Origin of the sequence: Caballeronia hypogeia, assembly GCF_001544875.2 — a bacterium.
GTDB classification, from domain to species: domain Bacteria; phylum Pseudomonadota; class Gammaproteobacteria; order Burkholderiales; family Burkholderiaceae; genus Caballeronia; species Caballeronia hypogeia.
Window position 1 is genome coordinate 1 of the sequence record NZ_FCOA02000058.1, and the last position, 23,021, is coordinate 23,021.

Annotated in this window: 22 protein-coding genes and 1 pseudogene; 5 read left to right on the plus strand and 18 right to left on the minus strand. The window is 60.2% G+C overall.

Annotated elements, in window-relative coordinates:
- The 7 genes from AWB79_RS37125 to AWB79_RS37155 all read right to left on the minus strand — a co-directional run.
- Window positions 1-1,054: acyl-CoA dehydrogenase family protein (locus tag AWB79_RS37125; RefSeq protein WP_198399173.1), on the minus strand; the 1,054-nt coding region annotated here is incomplete at its 3' end.
- A gap of 164 nt (window positions 1,055-1,218) precedes the next feature.
- A complete protein-coding gene (locus AWB79_RS37130; RefSeq protein WP_198399174.1) occupies window positions 1,219-2,913 on the minus strand; it encodes an electron transfer flavoprotein-ubiquinone oxidoreductase in 1,695 nt (564 codons plus the stop codon).
- A 568-nt stretch (window positions 2,914-3,481) separates the two neighbouring features.
- Entirely contained in the window at window positions 3,482-3,745 is a 264-nt protein-coding gene (locus tag AWB79_RS40295) for a hypothetical protein (RefSeq protein ID WP_061172455.1), read from the minus strand.
- An 810-nt stretch (window positions 3,746-4,555) separates the two neighbouring features.
- The gene (locus AWB79_RS37140) at window positions 4,556-4,885 is read right to left on the minus strand and encodes a type II toxin-antitoxin system RelE/ParE family toxin (RefSeq protein WP_061172456.1); all 330 of its coding nucleotides are present in this window, start codon (window positions 4,883-4,885) and stop codon (window positions 4,556-4,558) included.
- Entirely contained in the window at window positions 4,882-5,118 is a 237-nt protein-coding gene (locus AWB79_RS37145; RefSeq protein ID WP_061172474.1) for a type II toxin-antitoxin system ParD family antitoxin, read from the minus strand. Before AWB79_RS37145 ends, AWB79_RS37140 begins: the two co-directional genes overlap by 4 nt.
- 329 nt (window positions 5,119-5,447) lie before the next feature.
- Complete coding sequence (locus AWB79_RS37150) at window positions 5,448-6,269, minus strand: SEL1-like repeat protein (protein ID WP_232471140.1); 822 nt, start codon at window positions 6,267-6,269, stop codon at window positions 5,448-5,450.
- Between the two features lie 50 nt (window positions 6,270-6,319).
- A complete protein-coding gene (locus AWB79_RS37155) occupies window positions 6,320-6,883 on the minus strand; it encodes a TetR/AcrR family transcriptional regulator (protein WP_061172458.1) in 564 nt (187 codons plus the stop codon).
- Window positions 6,884-6,942: 59 nt separating this feature from the next.
- Here AWB79_RS37155 and AWB79_RS37160 point away from each other — a divergent pair, with 59 nt between their 5' ends.
- Both AWB79_RS37160 and AWB79_RS37165 read left to right on the plus strand, forming a co-directional pair.
- Window positions 6,943-7,395, plus strand: a complete 453-nt coding sequence (locus AWB79_RS37160) for a phenylacetaldoxime dehydratase family protein (protein WP_061172459.1) — start codon at window positions 6,943-6,945, stop codon at window positions 7,393-7,395.
- Window positions 7,396-7,702: 307 nt separating this feature from the next.
- Window positions 7,703-7,927, plus strand: coding sequence for a hypothetical protein (locus tag AWB79_RS37165; protein ID WP_232471141.1), 225 nt, complete (start codon window positions 7,703-7,705; stop codon window positions 7,925-7,927).
- A gap of 648 nt (window positions 7,928-8,575) precedes the next feature.
- Here the strand turns inward: AWB79_RS37165 and AWB79_RS37175 are convergent.
- The 7 genes and pseudogenes from AWB79_RS37175 to AWB79_RS37205 form a co-directional block, all read right to left on the minus strand.
- Complete coding sequence (locus tag AWB79_RS37175; RefSeq protein WP_061172462.1) at window positions 8,576-9,508, minus strand: MBL fold metallo-hydrolase; 933 nt, start codon at window positions 9,506-9,508, stop codon at window positions 8,576-8,578.
- 160 nt (window positions 9,509-9,668) lie between these two features.
- On the minus strand, window positions 9,669-10,427 hold the full coding sequence (locus tag AWB79_RS37180; RefSeq protein WP_061172463.1) for an SDR family oxidoreductase: 759 nt from the start codon (window positions 10,425-10,427) through the stop codon (window positions 9,669-9,671).
- 263 nt (window positions 10,428-10,690) lie between these two features.
- Window positions 10,691-11,347, minus strand: a pseudogene (locus tag AWB79_RS37185) (substrate binding domain-containing protein); the annotation flags it as partial.
- Window positions 11,348-11,416: 69 nt separating this feature from the next.
- Window positions 11,417-11,836 carry a cupin domain-containing protein gene (locus AWB79_RS37190; RefSeq protein WP_061172465.1) on the minus strand — a complete coding sequence of 140 codons (420 nt, stop codon included), beginning with the start codon at window positions 11,834-11,836 and terminating at the stop codon, window positions 11,417-11,419.
- Between the two features lie 70 nt (window positions 11,837-11,906).
- Entirely contained in the window at window positions 11,907-12,386 is a 480-nt protein-coding gene (locus AWB79_RS37195) for a carboxymuconolactone decarboxylase family protein (protein WP_061172466.1), read from the minus strand.
- Window positions 12,387-12,459: 73 nt separating this feature from the next.
- On the minus strand, window positions 12,460-13,248 hold the full coding sequence (locus AWB79_RS37200; protein WP_061172467.1) for a DedA family protein: 789 nt from the start codon (window positions 13,246-13,248) through the stop codon (window positions 12,460-12,462).
- Window positions 13,249-13,355: 107 nt separating this feature from the next.
- The gene (locus AWB79_RS37205) at window positions 13,356-14,363 is read right to left on the minus strand and encodes a LysR family transcriptional regulator (RefSeq protein WP_061172475.1); all 1,008 of its coding nucleotides are present in this window, start codon (window positions 14,361-14,363) and stop codon (window positions 13,356-13,358) included.
- Between the two features lie 482 nt (window positions 14,364-14,845).
- On the opposite strand from AWB79_RS37205, the gene AWB79_RS37210 reads away from it, so the two are divergent.
- Window positions 14,846-15,385, plus strand: a complete 540-nt coding sequence (locus tag AWB79_RS37210; protein WP_061172468.1) for an Ohr family peroxiredoxin — start codon at window positions 14,846-14,848, stop codon at window positions 15,383-15,385.
- Window positions 15,386-15,428: 43 nt separating this feature from the next.
- On the opposite strand, the gene AWB79_RS37215 is transcribed toward AWB79_RS37210, so the two are convergent.
- The gene (locus AWB79_RS37215) at window positions 15,429-16,178 is read right to left on the minus strand and encodes an SDR family NAD(P)-dependent oxidoreductase (RefSeq protein WP_061172469.1); all 750 of its coding nucleotides are present in this window, start codon (window positions 16,176-16,178) and stop codon (window positions 15,429-15,431) included.
- A 108-nt stretch (window positions 16,179-16,286) separates the two neighbouring features.
- On the opposite strand from AWB79_RS37215, the gene AWB79_RS37220 reads away from it, so the two are divergent.
- Window positions 16,287-17,165, plus strand: coding sequence for a LysR family transcriptional regulator (locus AWB79_RS37220; protein WP_061172470.1), 879 nt, complete (start codon window positions 16,287-16,289; stop codon window positions 17,163-17,165).
- A gap of 480 nt (window positions 17,166-17,645) precedes the next feature.
- Here the strand turns inward: AWB79_RS37220 and AWB79_RS38770 are convergent, their stop codons facing one another.
- Window positions 17,646-18,017, minus strand: a complete 372-nt coding sequence (locus tag AWB79_RS38770) for a hypothetical protein (RefSeq protein ID WP_074169490.1) — start codon at window positions 18,015-18,017, stop codon at window positions 17,646-17,648.
- A 65-nt stretch (window positions 18,018-18,082) separates the two neighbouring features.
- Window positions 18,083-18,883 carry a hypothetical protein gene (locus AWB79_RS37225; protein WP_198399175.1) on the minus strand — a complete coding sequence of 267 codons (801 nt, stop codon included), beginning with the start codon at window positions 18,881-18,883 and terminating at the stop codon, window positions 18,083-18,085.
- A gap of 121 nt (window positions 18,884-19,004) precedes the next feature.
- On the opposite strand from AWB79_RS37225, the gene AWB79_RS37230 reads away from it, so the two are divergent.
- Complete coding sequence (locus AWB79_RS37230) at window positions 19,005-20,552, plus strand: alpha/beta hydrolase (protein WP_082862594.1); 1,548 nt, start codon at window positions 19,005-19,007, stop codon at window positions 20,550-20,552.
- A 205-nt stretch (window positions 20,553-20,757) separates the two neighbouring features.
- Here AWB79_RS37230 and AWB79_RS37235 read toward each other — a convergent pair whose 3' ends face one another.
- Complete coding sequence (locus AWB79_RS37235) at window positions 20,758-22,437, minus strand: ABC-F family ATP-binding cassette domain-containing protein (RefSeq protein WP_061172473.1); 1,680 nt, start codon at window positions 22,435-22,437, stop codon at window positions 20,758-20,760.
- Window positions 22,438-23,021 lie beyond the last annotated feature (584 nt).

Sequence of the window (23,021 nt, forward strand, 5' to 3'; positions counted from 1 at the left end):
CTTGCCTTCGCTTTCCATGCTTTAAATCTCCAGATACAGCCAAGATCCAAAGTCTCCTACATTTCCGGGGCGGTTCAGTATAGCCAAGCACCGATGCACCGAGTCCGACGCCGATTCGCGCCTCGTTCATCATATGGAACATGCACGACAGACCTTGGCCCGGCTCGCCGACGAGATAGCCAATCGCGCCCGCCCTGTGGCGCGGCCGGTATTTGACGCCTTCACCAAAATTCAACAGGCAGTTGGTGGTACCGCGATAGCCCATCTTGTGATTGAGGCCGGCGAGCACCACGTCGTTGTGTTCGTCCTTCGAGCCATCCTCATTGACGAGGTACTTTGGGACGATGAAGAGCGAAATGCCCTTCACCCCGGGAACCAGCTTGCCTTCCGCATCGGGTATTTTCGCGAGCACCAAGTGCACGATATTCTCAGACAACTCATGATCGCCGGCCGATATCCACATCTTGTTTCCGCACAAGCGGTACTGCGCACCGAAGGGTGACTCTCCTTCGTACTCGGCGCGTGTCGTAATGTCCGAGAGCGACGATCCCGCCTGCGGCTCAGACAGGCACATCGTGCCGAAGAAGCGTCCTTCCATTTCAGGCCTCACGAACGCGTCGATCTGCTTGGGCGTGCCGTAGGTCAGGAGCAGATTGGCGTTACCGATGGTGAGAAACGGGTACGCGGTGGTGCCGATATTCGCGCCGATGAAGTATGCAAAGGCCGCCTTCTCAACCACCATCGGCAGTTGCATACCGCCAAGCTCGTAGTCCTGTCCCGCCGCCATCAGGCCGGCTTCGCTAAATGCGGAAAGCGCAGTTTTAACCTCGGGGATGATATGCACCGTCTCGCCGTCGAAGTGCGGTTCGTGCGCATCGCTTTTCTTGTTATGCGTGGCGAAGAGATCGATCGCGATCTTCTCGCACGTATCGAGTGCGGCGTCGAACGTCTCGCGCGAATGATCTGAATAGCGCTCGATCGACGTTAGCTGCTCGACGCGGAGCCATTCGTACAGCAGGAAATTCAGATCGCGGCGGGAAAGAATCAACGACATGGCTATGTCTCAGTCAATGTATTTGATAAACGCGGGCACAAAGCGACCCGCGGTAATTGCGCTAGTTCGGGTTCGTAGCGAGCAGTTCATGATGTTCAGCCTCACAATGACTCGATGACTGAGGGAATTGTCGTGAGTTGGATTGACGTGATACTGCTTTCCGGTCACATGCCCGGATAGTTCGGACCGCCGCCGCCTTCGGGCGTGACCCATACGATGTTCTGCGTCGGATCCTTGATGTCGCAGGTCTTGCAGTGGACGCAGTTTTGCGCATTGATTTGAAGCCGGTCTTCGTTTGCGTCGTTTTTCACGAACTCGTAGACACCCGCCGGACAGAACCGCGCTTCTGGACCTGCGTAGGTTCGCAGGTTGATCGTGATCGGCACGCTCCCATCCTTCAACGTCAGATGCGCGGGCTGGTTCTCTTCGTGATTCGTGTTCGAGATAAACACCGACGACAATCGGTCGAAGGTGAGCTTGCCGTCCGGTTTCGGATACGTGATCGGCGTAAATTGCGACGCCGGTTTCAGCATCTCATGATCCCAGTGTTTATGACGCAGCGTCCACGGCACGTTGCCTCTCAGGACCTTCTGTTCGAGGCCGACCATCAACGTGCCGAGGTAGAGACCCTTGCTCATCCACTGCTTGAAGTTACGCGCGCGATACAGTTCGGTGTAGAGCCATGACGTCTTGAACGCTTCCGGGTAAGCGGTCAGTTCGTCAGCCTGACGGCCAGCCTGCACGGCGTCGAACGCGGCGTCGGCCGCGAGCATGCCGGTCTTGATCGCGGCGTGCGAACCCTTGATGCGCGATACGTTCAGAAAGCCCGCGTCGTCGCCGACCAGCGCGCCGCCCGGGAACACCAGCTTAGGTAATGACAGCAGGCCGCCCGCGGTGATCGCTCGCGCGCCGTACGATACGCGCTTGCCGCCTTCGAGAATCGCGCGGATTGCCGGATGCGTCTTGTAGCGCTGGAACTCGTCGAACGGCGACAGATACGGATTCGAATAGCCGAGACCGACCACGAAGCCCACCACGACCTGGTTGTTGTCCATGTGGTAGAGGAACGAGCCGCCATACGTGTCGTTTTCAAGCGGCCAGCCAGCCGTGTGCGTCACGAGACCCGGCTTGTGCTTCGCGGGATCGATCTCCCACAACTCCTTGATACCGATGCCGTAGACCTGCGGATCGACGCCGTCGCGCAGCTTAAACCGCTCGTTCAGCTGACGGCCGAGGTGGCCGCGCGCGCCTTCGCAGAACAGCGTGTACTTTGAGTGCAGCTCCATGCCGAGCTGGAAGTTCTCGGTCGGCTCGCCGTCCTTGCCGACGCCGAGGTTACCGGTCGCGACGCCCTTGACCGAGCCGTCGTCGTTGTAGAGCACTTCGGCGGCCGGAAACCCCGGAAAAATCTCGACTCCGAGCGCCTCGGCCTGCTGGCCGAGCCAGCGCGTCACGTTCGCGAGGCTGATTACGTAGTTGCCGTGATTCTTGAAGTTGTCCGGTAACGCCCAGGACGGTGCGGCCCTCGCGCCCGTCTTCGAGAGAAACAGGAACCGATCCTCGGTAACAGCAACGTTCAAAGGCGCGCCCTTGTCTTCCCAATCGGGAATGAGCTCGTAAAGTGCCCGCGGATCCATCACGGCGCCTGAAAGGATGTGCGCCCCAATCTCAGAGCCTTTCTCGAGCACGCAAACGCTGATTTCGATACCCTCTTTCCCGGCCCGCTGTTTCAGACGAATCGCCGCCGACAGGCCGGCCGGGCCTCCACCGACGATCACTACGTCATATTTCATTGCCTCGCGCACTGGCGCGAAATCGTCTTCAAGTACCGTCGAAATACACACTAGTCTTGTCTCCATTCTTCTATTCGAATGCCGTACAACAGGCCAACTGAAGTGGACACGCGAGGTCCGGAGCACATCACGAAGAAGCGTCGGCGTATAGCGCAGCGCCCATCGCGGGACGATGCGGCGCCGGCGGGAACACGCACCACGAGCCGTCGTCGTGTCGAAAGAATACGACTGCAAAGGCGCCCCTCTCACGCGTCATCTCTACACACACATAGCGCCACAACTTGCAGCGTGAACGGCTGAAACGTGTCACACGAAGACGGTTTCGAGGCTGCGAGCCAAACCAGAACTCGACGACTTTGCGCAGCGATCTGTCCCGGACGATCATGAGTCTCTCCTGCGAATCTGAAATAGAGCTGCCAGTAAAGCCGCTTGTATCCAAACGGTGTCCGCGACCGCCGGTACTACAGGGAACACGTCGCCGACAAGGCCAATCAGCAGCCACGCCAGGTTGACGCCTCTTCGTCGTTGTTGATCGCCACGATCACTTTCGAGCCGTTCACGCCCACCGGATGCTGGAACGCGTGTGAATACCTACCGCGACGTACGGCCGAGGCGTGAATCCGGTGCGACGTTTTCAGAATAATTTGAACCGGCAATGGACCGCCCCTGCCCAAATGGGGGGGCGTTGAAGAGCCGCAGGGTCTCGCGTAGAAGGGCTTTGGTCACCTTCCGGCGTCACGAGGGTGCGGAATACGGCCATCGGAATGTTGGCGGCACGTCGGCTTGCCTTGGCCAGGATCTTTGCAAACGTCTCCAGCGGCGTGCCGAAGCCGTTCATGTGGTCCAGGCCGCCAGTGCCGAACAGTTGCAAGGCGGGCGGCACGCCATCCAGGACCACGCTCCCTCACTCTCGTTTGGCACGGTAAGTGGAATGTAGAGAACATCCTCGGCAAACTGAGCGTGTCCGGCCGCTACGATGCAATCACGCTGGCACGGCAGCGGGGTGGCTCAAGAAAAAACGGAAGGGTGAGTCGCTTTGACCGGCCCCACGCCGTGGCGATTCACGGTGACATCGCCCGGGCTCCCTTAGCACCGACAAGCTCCTCGCCTTCGATGCTGATCAGCGGTCGAGTTCGCGAAGATATTGAGTGTCGTGCAGCGAGCCGCCACGCCGCCCCTTGGGGAGCGAGGCCATTAGCCAGCCGTTGTCGGCGAACGTGCGCCGATTTACGGCGCTGCTCGGACGCTCAATCAGAAGTCGTGCCCGCGCCTCGAAGTCGTACTCCCTCTCGATAAGCCGACGGGATCTGTTCGGAACAGTGGCTGTTTCAAAGTCAGGATGCGTCCGGGGAATCAGTCGAATTAGGAAAACGCGCCCTCTCTTAACTTGGATGCGTTATATCGGTACGGTGTACTGCAGGCAATGAGATCAACAACTCCAAGGACGTTACGCTAAGCCCGTTTCTACGCCAGACAGCAACCGATTGATTCGAAATCAATATTTATAGGGGGCAGTTCGCAAAGCCGCGCGGCGATTGGATCTGTCTAACCGGAAAAACGCACGAAAATCAAAGTCACCCCTCGTTGGCGACCATGCGGAACATCCTCGCAGTGCGAACAACAGCGGCGAGACGGGTTGCTACGTCGACGTGGTAGGTGCCGGCGGGCAGCAGGTCGCATCCGAACGCAGGTTGATCTGCCGGCGCGACTATCCGTCTTCGTTGAGCAGCCACGCGGGAAGATCCCGTGCACCATTAATCACGCGCCAGATTTCGACGTGATCGTCGCGATCTACGTAAAGGACAAGATGCGGATAGCGCTTGAGTGGCCACGAGCGAAGGCCGGGCAGATCGAGCTCGTAGGCATAGCGGGGAGATCCCACTGCGGGATTTCTGCCGAGCCGCAGGTAGGCCTCTTCGACCGCAGCGATAAACCCCAGCGCGGCGCGCTCAGATCCTTCTTCGAGAAGGTAATAGTCAATCTCGCTTTCGACGTCCTGCTGCGCGCGATGCGTGGGGATAACCGGCTTCGACCTCATTTACGCGCATTACGCACGCGCGTGCGCAGCGACTCGAAATAGCTCCCATCAACCGGCGTCGTCGGACCCGATGCCGCTCCCTCCAGCAGTAGCGCGCGCAATTGCTGCCGCTGCTGATCGCGGCGGATGAGTTCGCGGACATATTCGCTGCTGGTGCCGTAGCCCCGTTCGTTGACTTGCTCATCAACGAAACTTTTCAGCGTCTCCGGCAACGAAATGTTCATCGTGGTCATGGGTTCCAGCATAGCAGGCTTGCCAAAATTTGCCAAAACCGGCGGGTATATGGGATGCCTCGCTCGTCTCCGGTCCGCCTGACACGTCTTACCCAGCCAGAGCATCACTGTTTTAGTACCTATGTTTCAGGGACATCGACCTGAGGGTTTCCCGTGAAACTATTGTGCGTGCCAAGTCACGTCCAAACCATCATTTCAAACGTCATCAATCTATCAATAGATAGAACAGGAACGCTACCTGGTTCAGCGCACGAAAAGACACCGGGAAGATTGATCAGCTTGCCTTGACACGGACCGCCACTCCTCGTCGCGAGTCGGCCGTTTCCCCGTCACTGCACGGCTTCGAGTAGATTCGAAATTCGCAACTGACAGCGCGCATCGCTTCCGCCCCGCTTGTATGTCTGAATTGCACGAGCGCTGTTGGGCAGCGCTTCATTTGACGATTCCGCGCCCCACATACCTTCCCAGTACAGCCCGAGATTGTGTGCTGCGGCCTTGTGGCCAAGTTCAATGGCGCGGTCGTAGAGCGTGACCGCTTTTTTGACATCAACCGGCATGCCGCGGCCGAGCCGCGCACTGTCCGCCAGTGCTGCCGCCGCCAATCCGCGCAAACGCCCGTCGGCCGAGTCATCCTTCATCACGTCCTCAAATATCGCGTTGCCCGTTTCGAAGTCGGCATCCCCACCCGTCGCCGTGACAAGTGAGACAGCGAGCGCCAGGCGCAAGGTCGGATGGCGATTGATGCCAACTCGCTCGAGGAGCCGCCGCCCGAGGAGCGGTGCCCCGTGGAGCGGGCTGGTGAGAAGGCCGCTGGCGATAGCGGCGAGACTTTCGGCGGACAAGAAGCCGGCCTTGTTGGCGGAGAGGACGTGACGGAAGAACTTCTCTGGGTTGAGCGATGGGTCGCCCCGCCGTAGCATCTTCCACTCACGCTCAATCTGGCCAAACCAGCCTGGGTCAACACTCATGGTGAACAATTCCACGGTGAAATGCGCACCCAATGATAACTCACCCTCCGCTCGTTGGCCCGTTTGGCGTCCGGACTGCGTCAGCGAAGCTGGTTGCTGTGTCGGTATGTCTACGTGATAGCGCGCTCCTCGTTGGAGCATCCCGCTTGGAAGAAATCGCTGCTTCGATGCCTTGATCCACATAGGACCGATCGTGCGAGCAGACTTGAGCACGCAACGTCCCGGAATCCGTGTCAGGAATCGATGGGGACAAGCGGCGCTGTCCTCAGGGCCCGCGTCATCAGGACCAGCGCCGCCCTGTCACGGGCCGGATCGGCCGGAATTCGTCCGTCGAGCGCGAGCGTCGCCAATCCGTGCACCAGCCCCCAACAAGCAAGCGCCCCCGCCTCGACCTGCTGCGGCGCCAGTTCGGTCACCCGCCGCACCATCAGCGCATAAGCGCCCTGACACTCCTCGTGCGGCAGGCGTAGTCCTGCCCCGTCCGCGAACATCAGGCGGAACAGCGCAGGATGCGCGCGGGCGAAACCGACATAGGCCAAACCCTGCGCGGTCAGCGCGTCGCCCGGATCGCCCGCTTTATCGGCGCGCGCGGCGTCCGCTTCCAGCATGGCAAAACCCTTGAGCGCGACCGCGCCCATCAGCGCCGCCTTGTCTTCGAAATGGCGATAAGGCGCCATCGCCGACACCCCTGCTGCCCGTGCAACGGCACGCAGGCTGACGTCGCTTTCGCCCTGTTCGAGCAAGGCAAGCGCGCAGTCGACCAGACGATCACGAAGGGAGGAAACAGCATCACTCATCGTTGTTTGCACTGTAATTATTGGGACTATGCTTACAGCGTAAACTTCGAGGAGTCGCCATGCAAGTCTCCGTCACCCGTAGGTCGGTCGACCTCAGCGCCTATCCGGACCTGGTGGTCGTGATATTAGGCTTTCGCGTCCGCAGACTGCGCGGTATCGCAGCCGCACTCGGCATCGGCAAAGGCCTGCGACAGATCGAAGCGAACCCGCCCGCTGGCTTGTTGTCCAGCGATCAGGTTCTCTTCGCCCTCAACCATGTCGGCATCCGCCAGTATTGGCGCGACCTCGAAAGCCTTGAAGCTTTCACCCGCAGCGAGCCACATTCGCGCTGGTGGCGCGACTTTCTCCGTGACAGCGGCGGCGCAGGCTTCTGGCATGAAAGCTATAGCCGCCAGGGAATGGAAGCGGTTTATATCGACATGCCCGGACCCGTGGGCTTCGCCCGCTTCGCACCGGAGCGTCAGCCGACTGGACCTTTCATGAGCGCGCGACAGCGGATGGCGGCGAATTAGACCGGCTCCATTTCTGATCGAACCGTTATGAGTTTCTGGTGCCAAAAGGGCACGGGTGCGAGAAAAGATGGCGCGGATGTTTCGTGAGGCTATTCCCTACTCCATCTCTCACGCGCGTAAAACTTTGCGGACGCTTACGCTGACGATGTCAGCCGTTCGAATTCGGACGATGGATCACTGATCGCCGCCTCCAACTATTCACTGGACCGCGGCAAGGAGTCAAGTAATGGAGAACGGCAGACCACCGCCACGGCGTGTGGCATACGAGAAAGATATCCAAGTAGGCGGTTCCGGATGGTTCGGCCGATTGCTCGCCATGGTGCTGAGCGTAACCGTGCTCGTGGCGGCCGCGATGCTGTCGGTGGTCCTGCTCGCAGTCTTGTTCGGGGTGGGCACGATCGTCATCGGATACTTCTGGTGGAAAACGCGCGCGCTGCGTCGCCACGCGCGCGCGTTTGGCGACGACGGCCGAACCGTCGACGTCGAGGTCGTCCACGAAAACTCTCGCGACGATGTTTCCGCGAGACGCTGACGATCGATTATGCGCACGCCTGAAAGCATTCGCCCTCTTTAAACCAAATAATATTAATCATGGATGCCGGCTGTCTCCGCACCGTCACGGAAATGAGACATTGACTCTCGATCGGCCTTTATAGACGTTCATCGATCCACGCTGGGACGGCTGGTGAATGAAGGAGACCGGCCATTCATATCGGCGCCACGTTGAACGTCAGCCACCCACAATGTCAATGGGCAAGTTCGACCCCGAAGCGGCCGATCAGCCCATCGTAGCCCGAACGTCGCGTATGGAGATTGCAACGGCCGTTCAGGTGAGCGTGGAGAGCGCTCTGTTGATGAACGTGTGGTCGCGGGGCGCCTTGAAGGCATCAGGATATTGGCGCGGGACACGACCCAGGTACTTGAGTGCCGCCGTCGTTTGTCCGCCAAGAGGGGCTGTGGCACGCCACGGCAACCGCGGATCATAGATTAACTCTCGGGCGACGCTGAACATATCCAAGCGAGACTTCAAGGCTCTCGGTCGATCAATTTTTCATCATGAAGACTGGAAACCATTCGTGCGCACCGCTTCCGCCGACTCGCCCCTCGCTGCACTACGGAAATCTTGTGCGCGAATCAGCGGAAGGGAACGCCAGTCGACTATGGCAATAGTCGAGGCCAATCAGTAATCCCACTGCACCGGTACGAAACGGAAGCTTTCACCGTTCTTTGCGACGTGTCCGATTGACGGAAACGCGACATGCGCGGCGGCCAGCAGAGCGCCGCTTTCGGCTGCCTCGTTGAGTAATGCGATGCGCACGTCCGCTGCCACTTCGGGTTCATGCTCGAAGCCGTTCTGCCATTTGGGATTGTCGAAGCCGACTTCGAAAATCGCGTCGCCCACAAATGTAAGCTTCTCGCCGTTCGACACGACGTCGACGACGCAGTGCCCTGGTGTGTGCCCACCCGTCACGCGTGCCGACACGCCCGTTGCAACTTCCACTGTCTGGTCGAACTGAACGATCTGTCTGCCGTAGAGTTCCACGAACGTTGCAGCCGCTTTGCGTAGAGCGGGAGGAACCGCTGCCGGCATCACCGTCTTGCTGAAATCCGGATTTTTCCAGAATTCCACTTCTGCGGCCGCCACGTGAATGCGCACGTCCGGGCGCAGCCTGGCCTTGACGCCATCCACGTTCAGCCCGCCCACGTGATCCATGTGCATATGCGTAATCACGATATCCGTGATCGCAGCCAGGTCGATGCCAGCTGTTTCCAGGCGCATCACCGACCGCCCGGCACGCGTGAAGTACTCGAAACCGTCCCCCACGCCGGAGTCGATCAGGATCAGGCGTTGGCCGCTTTTCACAAGCGCGATATTCAGCGCCCAGTCGAACATGTCGCGTTGGAGGAAACGGCTATCGAACCATTCGTTGCGATCTCCGTCACTCACATTGGTGGACATAGTGGACGTCGGAAGCGGCAGAATGCCGTCGCTGATCAGCACGACGTCGATTTCACCCACTCGCACAGCGTAGCGGGACGACACGAGTTCACCTGAACCTTCTTTACCAACATTCGCGGTGACTGGCAGGACATTGCGCGTTGCGTTCTTCATCGTACGTACTCCTGATAAGAAAATGCGATGTTTCACTGGGCGGCAGGTGCACTCTACTGCGGTGGCCGGATATCCTCTTCGACCGTCGCGACAATGCGTGCGACTATCGTCGACATGGCCTGACAGAGTCCGGCACTGGGTTTGCGTCTCGGATATACAGTCAACCGCGAGCCGGTTGGGCGTTGCTGAACCACTCATCGAAGTTCACGGCGCCAAGATGCGCATTCGCGCCAGGCAACAGCGTGTCTTTCTGAAGCGATGCGCCAAAATAGCGGGCCGCGGGATCCTCGATCACCGCACGCTGGTCGTTGTTCGCGCGCGCGAAACGTTCGACAAGATCAGCGAGTCTCACGCGCTGCGGCCCGGCTATTTCCACGATCCCGTGGAGCGGATCGCCGGTGGAGAACTCGGTGACGGCGGCGGCCACGTCGTCGGAGGAAATCGGCTGAAAATCAGCCGGCGAGAGACGGATGACCTCGCCGTCGTTTCCCGAATGCAATATGCCGCCGAGGAACTCGAAGAACTGCGTCGAATGGATGATCGTGTACGGCACGCCCGATTCGCGAATCAGCTTTTCCTGCGCGATCTTGCCGCGGAAATAGCCGCTTTGCGCGAGCCGGTCTGTACCGACAACCGACAACGCGACGTGATGTGCGACGCCTGCTTCACGCTCCGCCGCGAAAAGATTGCGGCCTGAGGTCTCGAAGAATTCGAGTACGGCAGCATCCTCGAACGAAGGCGAATTAGCGAGATCGACCACGACCCGCGCGCTCGATAGTGCCTCTCGCAAGCCTTCTCCGGTCATCGTGTTTACGCCCGTTGCTGGCGATGCCGCAATGACTTCATGATCGCGTGCGCGAAGTTGCTTAACGACCTTGCTGCCGATCAAACCGGTTCCGCCGATTACGACAATTTTCATGATCTACTCTCCGTCAACCTGAGTACGGCGGCCGCGCTGCGGTCGCGTTTCCATTCCGGCATCGTCGCATCACGCCACTGTGTTCGCCGGGTTTCTGCGGGGTGTGTGCAATCAAGCAGCCCGTAAGAACATGTTAGTCAGTCACCTCGTTTAGCAGTAGGGCCACGAGATGATCCACGATGTTGCCGGTTAATCACCAATCGACGGTCCCACACGAAAATGCAGATTGCCGTTCTGCGATCGACGCATTAAAACGGAGCCGATCACCTCAAATTGAGCGCGTGCATGCGCTCCGTCATGTATTCGATAAACACACGAACGCGAGCCGGAACAGGCGTGCGCTTCGGATAGCAGAGGTAGTGGCCGCCGTCTTTCGGCGCATACTGCGCGAGACAGCAAAGCAGGGTGCGCTCCGCGAGCAGACCGCAAACGTGATAGGCGGGCAATTGAGCAATGCCCACGCCATCGATAACAGCCTGCGTGATCAGGCTCTCATCGTTGAATGTGTGGCGAGCGACGAACTGGCGCCGTCGCGCAAGACCGTCTACCTTGAATGACCAGGGCTGGATAGTTCCCGAGGCATCGCGAAAGTTGATGCAGCGATGACGCACGAGGTCGTCGACATGTTGCGGCAAGCCGTAGGTTCGCGCGTAGGCTGGCGATGCACAGACCACCAGTTGCCTTGGCATCAACTGGCGCGCCTCGATGTGCCGGTCCTCCACGGAACCCTCGCGAAACCACAGGTCGATGCGATCCTTGCTGAAATCAACGGGATCAGGGCTCAACAGCAGCTCGAGTGCGATCTCAGGATAGCGCGCATGAAAGTCGTTCAGCAGTGGCGCCACAATCTTGAGGCCGAATCCGTGCGTCGAGAGAACGCGAAGTCGGCCGCGTTGGGGCCCCGAGTGAAGATCGCGCATAGCTTTCGTCGTACACAAAGTGCGGCTACGGACGAGCCGCTCATGCCGGCCGCGTCGCCAGCGTGTCCGCTAGTTCCCTTGCTCGTCCGGAACCAGAATCGGCGCGCCCTTTTCTTTGAGCAGCAGTACTAGGAATTTTGCGGGCTGCGTCTGGCTGGCGTTGCGCCCTACGGTATGCACGTCGTTCGGGCCTTCGTAGAAAGTTTGCCCAGGCGTGAGCGTCACTTGCTTGCCTCCTTTCACCTGCATCACGATCGACCCCTCCAGCACATAGATGAAGCCGTGCGCGTGATGCCGATGCACAGGGTCCGACGCGCCGGGCGGATACTCGACGGTAATCATCAGGGCTTCCTTGCCAGGATAGTCGGCAAGCGGTTGAGTCATCAGTTGAGTGACGCTAGCCTCGGCCGGCGGCGCTGCATGGGTCATGCTCACCAGAGAGCCCATCGCGACGATTACTGCCGATACCGCAGTTTTCAGGTATTGCATGGTCGTGTGCTCCGATATGAGCCGGCCCGCTCGCACGGGCCGGCGCACAACAAACGCGCAACGGATGCGCTCAGGAGAGGTTTGCCTTGTCGAGGCCGTATGCTTTGTCAGCGGAGCCCGGCACCGTTCTGAACGCGACGTTTGCGCGATTCCAGCCATTGATCGCCATGATTTCATACGTCAGGTCCGATAGTTCCTTCTCGGAGAACTGAGTGCGCACGCGTTCGTAGATATCGTCGGGCACGCCATGTTCCGGCAGCTTCGTGAGTACTTCGGTCCATGCTAGCGCGGCGCGCTCACGCGGTGCGAATAACGTCGATTCGCGCCACGCCGCGAGATGATGAAGACGCAGTTCGCGCTCGCCGTGAATCTTCGCTTCCTTCACGTGCATGTCCAGGCAAAATGCGCAGCCGTTGATTTGTGAGGCGCGAATCGATACCAGATCGTGGATGGCCTCTTCGATCGTTCCTTCCTTCGCAAGGTTGCTGAACTCAAGAAACTTCTTAAACAGTGGGGGCGATTGCTGGATGTAGTTGATTCGCTGCGTCATGACGGCTCCTGTCTTTGGCTTGCAAACATTGGATATGCGGATCGCTGTTGCGCTTGGCGCCGACCGCATGAGTTCATCTTAGAAACGTGGGACGTGCAGCGGTAGACACTGCGACGGGCTCACGGTGTTGCCCGCTGCGCATCAATTGATGAGCTGGGCGTGACGAACAGGAAGAGGTGGGCAACACTAGCGTCGCATCATGCGGAATATGTGCGGACGTGTCGGCGCCTGGGGCTCGTGTGCGCGTCCTTTCACGAAAGACGCGCTGCAAGAAGCGACAGGAAATAGGCAGCGCGAGCACCAACGCGATCGCAGCCAATGCGGGCCAGCAAAAACGCCAAAACAATGCGATTGTATGTTCGATCTGTGATGCGAACATCGCGCCTACGGCAAGCGTCGCCGCCGCCCAGAGGCCTAGCCCCACACAATCGTGCAGGACGAACCAGCGCCATCGAATCGCCACTGCGCCACATAGCGGCACCGAGACTAGCGAAAGACCCGGTATGAACCGCGCGATCATAAGTACCCGTACGCCGTAGCGCTCGAAGAATCGCTCCATTTGGCCGATACTGGTCCGCTGCCCGGGCAGAAGCTTGCACACCCATTGCAGTGCGCGCGTGCCATAACGCTTGCCGCACAGGAACCAGACGACGTCGCCGAGCGCGCCGCCGATAACCGCGGCGCCTAGCATTGCGCCGAACTGTCCGACGCTCGACGACACGTCACCGAGCGCGAGTGACATGCTCGCGCCAACCATGACCAGGGTTGGCGCAGCAGGCAGCGGCAAACCGATCGAAGAACCGAAAACGTTCAAGAATACGATGAGTATGCCGTACCGCGCGATCAATTCGTGCGACAACATGATGTTCTCCTTCGCAGGCGAAAACCCGTCTGGAGAAATCGTAGGTAGCACCGAGCAGCGGTGGTAGCCCTTGCGAACAGCTCACCGTGTTGTCATCACATCAACAATCAAGGGCAGAAGGAGAGGCGATGGACTTCTGTGGAAGATTGCAAATCGAGAGCACGAATCTGCTCCGTCATGTAGTCAATGAACACGCGGATACGCGCCGGCAAATGCTTGCGGCTTAGATAGCACGCGTAGTGGCCGCGGTCGTCCGGCGCATACTGAGCGAGGCAAGCGTGCAGGCGGCCCTCGCGCAGCAGCTCGCTTACCTGGTAGGCCGCGACCTGCGCTATGCCGTGGCCCGCGAGCACCGCTTGCAGCGTAAGCTCAGCGTCGTTGAAAACGTGCATCGCCTTCGGCACGACCTTGCGGTTCACGCCGCCTACCTTGAATTCCCATTCGGCAATGCGGCCAGACGCAAGCCGGAAGTTGATGCAGCGATGCGCGTCGAGTTCTTCGACGGTGGCCGGCAAACCGTGCTCGCTCGCGTACTGTGGCGAGGCGCACACCATCATCTGCATCGGAATCAGTTGCTTCGCGACGACCTGACTGTCGTCCATCTTGCCGTCCCGGAATGCGACGTCGATGCGCTCGGACGTGAAATCGGCTGGGCCGTCCTTGAGCATGAAGTCGATCGCGATCTCGGGGTATGCCGAGTGGAAGCCGTTGAGCAGCGGCGCCACGATCTTGCGGCCGAAGCCAGTTGTCGAGCAAATGCGCAAATGGCCGCGCGGCGGGCCCTGGCGAAGTTCGCGCATGTCCTCGAGCGCCTGCACAATGCGCTCCACGCCCGGATTGCAGTTCTGATAGAAAAGCTCGCCTTCGCGGGTCAGCGCGGTACTTCGCGTGGTGCGCAGGAAGAGCCGCGCATCGAGTTGCGCTTCGAGCTTCTGTACATTGCGGCTTACCGCGGAGCGGCCTATCCCCAGCCGGTCGCCAGCTTTAGCGAAGCTGCCTTCACTCACTACTGCAAGGAACGAAATCACGCCGACGTAGCTGGTGGCGAAGCTGGTGGCGAGCGAATCATCGCTCGCGGCGGGTGGAGAAGTCGTCAAACTGGTGGAGACGAGCATGCGCATTTTTCCGTTCTGTGCACCAACGCATAGGGAATTAACGTGCTGCGGAACCACAGCCGCGCATTCCTGCGTACCGAAAAGAACGCAGGCAACGCGAACGCGACTCAGGCTGAAAAGGCTGCTAGCGACTGCAAAGGTATTCGGGAAAACCAGAACGTCAGGTACGTGGAATAGCGCGCTTTGCGCCAAAACGTCGAATTGGCGGCCTCGCTCTTCCAAACTTTATTTATACGCAGGGCTTTCATAGATTACAAGTCTAACGGCCGTTTTTGCGCGGCACAACAATAACGACGCGTTTGTCATCGAGCGCCGGTTCGTCCGATTGTTGTTGCTCAGGCAACACCATGCGCGACGGCCCAGCGCTTCCGCTGAGTATTCAATCCGACTACGATCCCGAGCAAGGGATGAAAAAGCTAGCTGCGAGCCGTGCAAATTGATTCATACGGCGCGCGGATTCGACTAAACGACGGATCGACATCATGGACAAGTTAACGCCCCCTCCTCTGACACTGCTCGACAAGTACTACGGTCCTGAATTTCAAGGTTTGTACACGGCGCATATCCGCGTTTCGGGTGGAGAGGCGGGGCATGGCCGGGCGTCCGGCGTTGTGCGTTCGGAAGACGGCAACCTCGAACTGAACCTGCGCTTACCCGAGGCGCTCGGCGGCCCTGGCGGCGGCACGAATCCCGAGCAACTGTTTGCCGCCGGCTACGCTGCGTGTTTTCATGGCGCGCTGATGTTGATTGCGTCGAAGAACGGCATTGAGCTTGGCGACAGCGCGGTTGATGCCTCGGTCACGTTCGGCCGTGACCCCGTCGACGGAATGTACATGTTGACGGCCGACATTCGCATTAGTTTGCCTGGGGTGGAGAGGTCGATTGCCGAGCAACTCGTGCGCAGCACGGAGCGGGTTTGTCCCTACGCGAAGATGGCGAGACAGGGAATCGCCAGTGTAATCTCGCTGGATGTCGGTCCATCCGCGGCGGGCTGCTCGAATCCACCGGACGACGAGTGTTGAGCGATTCGAGCGAATGTCAGCCATAGCGGCATGCCGTGCAAGTTCAGGTGAGGGAGATGCCGCCGTCCACGCTCAGATTGACGCCGTTGATGAAGCTGCTTTCGTCGCCGAGCAGAAAGCGCGCGGTGCGAGCCACTTCGTCAGGCCGACCGAGACGGCCCAACGGTATACGACCTGCCATTACAGCTTCGAAGGCCGGCCGGTCGTCGTTTGAGACGCCAAGCTTCGAGAGAATCGGCGTGTCGACCGGTCCTGGGCTCATCACATTCACGCGAATGCCGCGTGCGCGAAATTCGAGCGCCCAGCTGCGTGCGAATGCCTCGATCGCGGCCTTGGTTCCCGAATAAACCGCATGCCCGTCGAGCACTTTCGAACTCGCGATGGAACTGGTGAGCAGAATTGAGCCCCTCTCTCGCATCAGCGGCGCGATCTTCTGCACGCCAAAGAAGATGGCACGTGTGTTGGTCGCGAACTGCAGGTCGTACGAGTCGGCACTGACCTCGCTCGACGCTTCGATGGTATTGACGCCTGCGTTAGCGAAGTACAGATCGACGCCGCCGAAGTGGCGAGCGACGAGCGCGGCTACTTCGTCGTGCGTTTTCGAGTCTGCGAGATTGCCTGTTAAGCCGAGCGCTCGCTCGCCGAGTTCTGCGACCGCCGCATCGATCGCATCGGCCCGCCGTCCCACCACGACCACGCGCGCGCCGTCCTCGACCAGCAGCTTCGCCGTAGCCAGGCCAATTCCGCTGTTTCCACCTGTGATGACAGCGACTTTGTTCGCAAGACTGTTCATTGTGTTCTCCGTGAAATTTGCCGTTTTGGCGCACGCCGTCAATCTATCAATGACCGCCAAGGCGTTGAAGTCACACGGCGGCGCTTTCACTTATTCCAGATTGTCATCATGTCTGCCGAAAACTTCAGTGGTCTGCCCGCGTTTGTCCGCGCCGTCGAAACCGGCTCGTTCACGCTCGCCGCGCAATCGATGGACACCACGCCTTCGGCTGTGTCGAAGAGCGTGGCGAGGCTCGAAAGGCGGCTGGGCGTCACGCTATTCCAGCGCTCAACGCGCGCATTCGTGTTGACCGCTGAAGGGCGAGCGTATTACGAGCGCGTCGCGCCGCTCGTCGCTGGCCTCGTGCGCGCCGACGAAGTGCTCCGTGCACCGACGTCCGCTTCTGGCAAGCTCCGTGTGAGCTTGCCAGGCGCACTTGGCCGACTATTACTGGAACCCATCACACGCCAGCTCATGCGCGAAAACCCGGCGCTGTCGATCGAAGCGAGCGTCAGCGATCGTCATGTGGATCTGATTCGCGACGGTTTTGACATCGCGGTCCGTGCCGGGTGGCCGGAAGACAGCCGTCTGCACGGGAAACTGATAGCAAAGCTGCCGCTCGCGCTGGTGGCCTCGCCCGAGTATCTGAGCGAACGGGGCACGCCACGAACGATGGTCGAGCTTGCTGCGCATCGACATGTGCGCTACCGGCTCAATGGCCGCGCATACCCGGTGCTTTTCGCGGACGGACCGGCGATGCCGGTAGATGGCGTATTCGACGCGGACAGCGCCGAAGCAATGCGCGTGGCAGCGTTGAACGGACTCGGCATCGCACAGATTCTGCGAGTCGCCGTGCGCGATGATTTGACGGCGCAACGCTTACGTGTCGTGCTTCCTGATATTGAGCTCGCCTGCATGCCCGTCCATGCGATTCATGCTTTCGGACGTAATATGCCGACTCGTGCCAGGGCATTCATCGATTTCGTTGCCGCGCAAATCACGGGTTGAGTGACCTGTCTGTCGTGCGTGCGTTCGGTGTAAAGGTGCGGTGCGCGCCGCAATCGAATCATTCAGAAAGAACTTTCCTCTCCGGTTTGCCACGGCCCCAAGGCAACTCAACTCGACGCCAGAACATACGACCAACACAAGGAGAGCCTCCGAACGCGAAGCGGTAGTCGCTGTCTCTACCATGGAGACGAAAGGACAGCGTGACACTGGCACGGGTTCTTCGGAGAAGGGCGCTATATCGCACAGTCGCGGTGGGAATTCTCCTGACAAGCAGAGCAACTCCTGCACCGGTGCACGCACTGCACGTGGGCACGCGCTAATGTGGGAGATGTCTTGGGGAACGGCCGCTCTCGACGGCGAATTTTGCTGGTCGAAGTAGCACTATCGAAGCTCGTGGTCGGGTAACGCCGGGTAGGCGCAGGTCGCGAGACCTTGCGACGCGAAAGCCTCGTTCAGATCGATCACATCCATCTGATGGGCTCAGCGGAGCTTTGTTGCCGGGCGCCGTGGTTTCGGTTCGACGCCTATGCGCGGATCACGTGAAAGAACGAACGATGTGATACGACGAGCGACATCCTCAAAGGCCGGCTCGCTTTGCTTTGCACAAAGCCATTTTCCAAGAACCTGATGTGGCTGCAGCGTCGGAAACTCCTTAACAAGGGCTGCATGCCGTTCCTGCGATGTGCATACAAGCAAACCGTTCCAAGGTTCATCCCGGTCAGCCACCACCAGACACAGCAACCCGCCGACGTACGCCGCGTCACAGCCGAACATTTGTTTTCGCATATACGTCTCGTCGCCCTCTAGGGTCTCGAGAATCCAGGGCAACGAATTTCGGACCTTGGATGGCATGGGATATTCAGCGCAACGTTCTAGGTTGGATCAGACTCAGCATCATGTTGACATGCCGAAATTGCCTACCCTTCGCCAGCTGGTAAGCGCCGTTTCTTGTAGGTCACCGCGACGGGCGCAGGAGGCGTCGAAGGCGGGTACGGAGATTCGTCAGGACGGGGCTCCTGCGTGGACGCGAAGAAAGCATCGTTAAGCGATTCCTCAAGCGTATGGCCGAAATCGCCACTGACGATTGAATGGCCGGCGTTGTCGTCACCCTTCCGATGGTCCCGTTGAATGGCTGCTTCGTTGTCGCTCTCTCGGGAAATGGCATTTAGGATCCCTGCCGGAGTTGTCTGGACCGCATGGGGCGAGCCGGACAGAGCCCACTGGGCCACAAGCTCTTGCGCTCGTGCATGGGAGCATGTGATGACACCGCGAATGGTCTCCAACTGCAGTGCGCGCCGAGCCGTCAGTGTCTCTTCGTCAACGTGTTGGTCATCGCCAAGCATGACCGCAGCAATGCCTAGCGAATTTGCCTCGCCTGCGGCTAATTTCGCATTGGTCGCGACCAACTCGCGCCATCGGTCAAATCCGCATCCCAACGCGACGGCCTCGAGCGCCTGATTCAAGCGCAACGCGTTCTTGCCGCCGGCCAGTTCCTGCAGAAGTTCTGCTTTTTCCTGCGCGGTGCAGATCTGGCTGGCGTTGAACGGGGCCGAAGGTGACCGGCATCGCGCGCCCGATGGGTGCCGGCGTCCCGCGCAATTGCTGGCGAGGAGGGAAATGCCCTTTTCGACGGAAGATGCCGATCTCCACCGGCTTTTCAACCAGCGCACAGTAGAAAATCGGGACTGAGAATCCGGAGCAGGTCCGACAAACGTCATCTACTATCAAAAGAGTCTGTCGGCGGCCGGATGTCGACTCTCCGCCGTCTGGCGACTTCCGCATCGATTCCCAATCTATCCGGGCGGTTCGCAATAACAAACTGCGAATAGAGAGCCAAACATGACGAACGCGTCAAAGCATTGCGTGGTCATCGCGGCGGTGTGCGTGGCGACTGTATGCCTCGTAACCGCATGCTCGGGAGGCGGCGCGAAAAGCGCGCCCGATCAAACGGCATCGTTCCAGACGATTCCGTGTCCCCAACCGAACGTCGCCGGCTTCCCCGCCCTCGACTTCCCGCCAAGTGTTCAGTGCGGCTATCTCACTGTGCCCGAGAATCGGACCACGCCCAATGGACGCCAGATTCGTATCTTCGTGATGCGCGCACCCGCCGTGTCGCCGACGCCCCAGCCCGATCCACTTGTCTATCTGTCCGGCGGCCCTGGCGGGGCCGGCTCGTTCGAGGTGGCGTTCATGGTCCAGCATGGGCTCAGCGCCGAGCGCGACGTCATCTTCGTCGACCAGCGCGGCACGCACCGCGCCGATCCCCTCCTGCCATGTGTCGGCTGGGAGCAATTCCTGTTCGACGCCGTCAGCATTCCGTTTGCGGCAGAATCGAGCACAATCGCCGACGCCGCCGCGATCAAGGCGTGCCGCGCCCGGTTGTCCGCCACGGGCGTCGACCTCACGGCCTACAACAGCACGGAGAACGCCGCCGATATTGCCGACCTCCGGGTGGCAATGGGCATTGACAACTGGAACGTCTATGGCGTGTCCTACGGGTCGCGGCTGGCGTTGACCGTCATGCGAGATCACCCGCAAGGCATCCGGAGCGTGGTTCTCGATTCGGTGTCGCCACCTACGGTCAACATCGTCGAGACGTGGTGGTCGGCGCCCGCGAGTTCGTTCAAGGCGATCTTCGTCGCGTGTGCGGCGCAGGCCACCTGCGCCAACGCCTATCCGAACCTGGAATCGGACTTCACGGCCACGGTGAACCGCCTCGACCAAACGCCCGTAGTTACCCAGGTCGCGGACGAGTCCGGCGCTTTGGTGACGGTGAACATCGACGGATTCGCTTACGCCTATACGATGATCATGGCAAGCGAGCGAACCGATGCTTCCGACGTCCCCAAAATGATAGAAGACATGGCGCGAGGCGATCCTCGCACGGTCGCGGCCGCCTATCTCGCGTTAAGAGGCCCGCATGAGTTCGTCGGGCTGGGTGGGGACGCTCTGGCCCTCGACGTGTTCTGCACCGAAAGTGCCAATCTGACAACCGAAGCAGCCACGTTAGCGAAGGCGAAGGCGGCGCTTCCGGCCTTCCCGGACCGGGTTCTGAAGGTACAGCCCAAACAGGGGCGACTCTTCACCGAGTGCCCGGTCTGGAACGTCGCCACGGCAGCCCCGGCGGTGAGCGCCCGAATCGTGAGCGACGTGCCGGTACTCATCCTCGAAGGTACCTTCGACGCTGCGACGGCGCCCGAATGGGTCGACGTGATCACCCCGGACCTCAAGAACGCCCAAGTCGTGCTGTTCCCCTTCACGGGCCACGCGGTCCTCGGCAAGTCCACATGCGCGCCATCGATCATGGCCGCTTTCCTCGACAACCCAACCAGGCCGGTCAACGCAACCTGCGCCGCGCAAACCATGCTGACATTTACCACGGGTTGACGTCACGGCATCCCGACCGTCGGCGCGCACGCGGGGACACCTTGCGGTGCCGGTCCATCGCGCCAAGCCAGTCCTCTTCCTGCGCGAGCGAATAGGCTTGACAGCGAAGAGGCACTCGAAATCTAGCGTTTGAGCGCGCTTGGTCCTTGGCGAACGTCCGCGCTTCGCCTCCCATGCAACGCCCGCCGCCCGCCCGGTCGGTATCTCATGCGATGACCTTGTGCTTCCCGGCAGCCTGCTCGCGCATGCGACGGGCTTCATCGCGCAGGAACTGCTGGTAATCGTCCAGATCACCGTCGAAGGGCGCCACGCCACCCTTGGTAACAAGCCAAAACTCGTCACATACCGCGCGCAGGAGGGACCGGTCGTGACTGACAAGCATCACGGTGCCTTCGAATTCGTTGAGTGCCATGCCTAGCGCTTCGCGTGTGGCCAGGTCAAGGTGGTTGGTAGGCTCGTCGAGCAGGAGCAGGTTGGGCCGCTGCCACACGATCATGCACAGCACGAGCCGCGCTTTTTCGCCGCCGCTCATCGTGCCGACCGCCTGATGGACCATGTCACCACTGAAGTTGAAGGTGCCGAGGAAGGTGCGAAGCGATTGTTCCGTGCCACTCTGGCCGGGGGCACGCAGATGCGCCGGGGTGTCCCTGGCAAGGCGGATCATGTGTTCCATCGGCGTGTCGAGAGGACGCAGCACGTCGAGTTCCTGCTGCGCGAAGTAGCCGATGTTCAGGCCTTTGCCTTCGCTAATTTCGCCGGCGATCGGCGCCAGCTCGCGCGCCACCGTCTTCACCAGTGTCGACTTGCCCTGCCCGTTGGCACCGAGAATTCCGATTCGCTGCCCGGCGAGCACAGATCGGTTGATGCCCCGCACGATGATTGTCGACGGCGTGCCCGGCGGTGCGTCGACCGGCGGGGGATAGCCGAAGCTCGCGTCCAGCATCGACAACAACGGGTTCGGAACGTTGAGCGGCTCCTTGAACTCGAAGTTGAACTCTGCGTCGGCAAGCACGGGTGCGATCTTCTCCATGCGTTCGAGCGCCTTGACCCGGCTTTGGGCCTGCTTCGCCTTCGAGGCCTTGGCCTTGAAACGGTCGATGAACTTCTGCAGGTGGGCGATCTTTTCCGCCTGCCTGGCCATCGCGGCCTGCTGCAACACGAGTTGCTCGGCGCGCATATCCTCGAACTTGCTGTAGTTGCCGCCGTAACGCACGAGCTTCGCGTTGTCGACGTGCACCGTCACCTGCGTCACCGCGTCGAGGAATTCTCGATCGTGGCTGATCACTACAAGCGTTCCTTGATAGCGCTTCAACCACGCTTCCAGCCAGACGAGCGCGTCGAGGTCGAGGTGATTGGTCGGCTCGTCGAGCAACAGCAAGTCAGACGGACACATCAGCGCGCGCGCCAGTTGCAGTCGCATGCGCCAGCCCCCGGAGAAACTGTTGACCGGCTGGGCGAGTTGCGCGTCACTGAATCCAAGCCCCAGGATCAGCGCCTGGGCACGTGCGGGGGCATCATGTGCGCCGGCGTCGTGAAGGGCCATGTAGGCGTGCGCCATGCGCATGCCGTCGTCGCTGGCCTCGGCGGCGGCTACTTCACTCTGCGCGGCCAGCAGGAGGGAGTCACCCTCGATCACGAAGTCGGTCGCGCTCTGCTCGGTCTCTGGCATCTCCTGCGCGACCTGGCCCATTTTCCATGCGGCGGGAATCGAGAACTCGCCGCTATCTTCGTGTAGCGTGCCGTTGAGAAGGCCGAAGAAGGACGACTTGCCGGCGCCATTGCGACCGACGAGACCAATCTTTTCGCCGGGGGTGAAGGTGACGGACGCGCGGTCGAGTACGACATTGACGCCGCGGCGCAGGGTGACATTACGGACGGAAATCATAAGGAGCTACTTCGGAGAGGATAGGCATGATAGCCGACTGAACTTACAGGGCTGCCCCTTTTTCCGACTGCACTAGGAAAGAGCCGCTCGCGCTTTGAAGGACCCCCGGCCACAAAGCGAGGCGGACATTCACGCGCGGGGTCTTCTGGATGCGGGGCCAGAGAACAGACGGTGGGTCATGGCTCCTGGCCGCCTTCCTTCCGACGCGTCGGGCGGAAGCCGGCCCCTATTGGGACGTTGGAGGGGACGTTGGAGCCATCGAATCGAACGACCGCCTTTCAGGTCTGTGCGGCCGTTCTTGCGCCCGACTTCCCACCTGGGCTTCTGTGTCTCTTAAAGGACGCGGCGACCGCGTTATAACGCTTCGTGCGCCCTAACTCGTCTGGTCACGATTCAGCTCGCCGCCTCCGTCTGCCAATGCATCAACCCGCTCAAAGATGGCGCCGCGAGGCGCCCGCGTTGTACGGCTTCGGCAATAGGCCAGGCTCGTTTTCCGCGAACAACACAATCGGTTTCGGCATGAACTATGCAATCGGCGGTTTCGGTATCGCGGCCGCTTACAACGAAACCAAGTACGCGGCGTT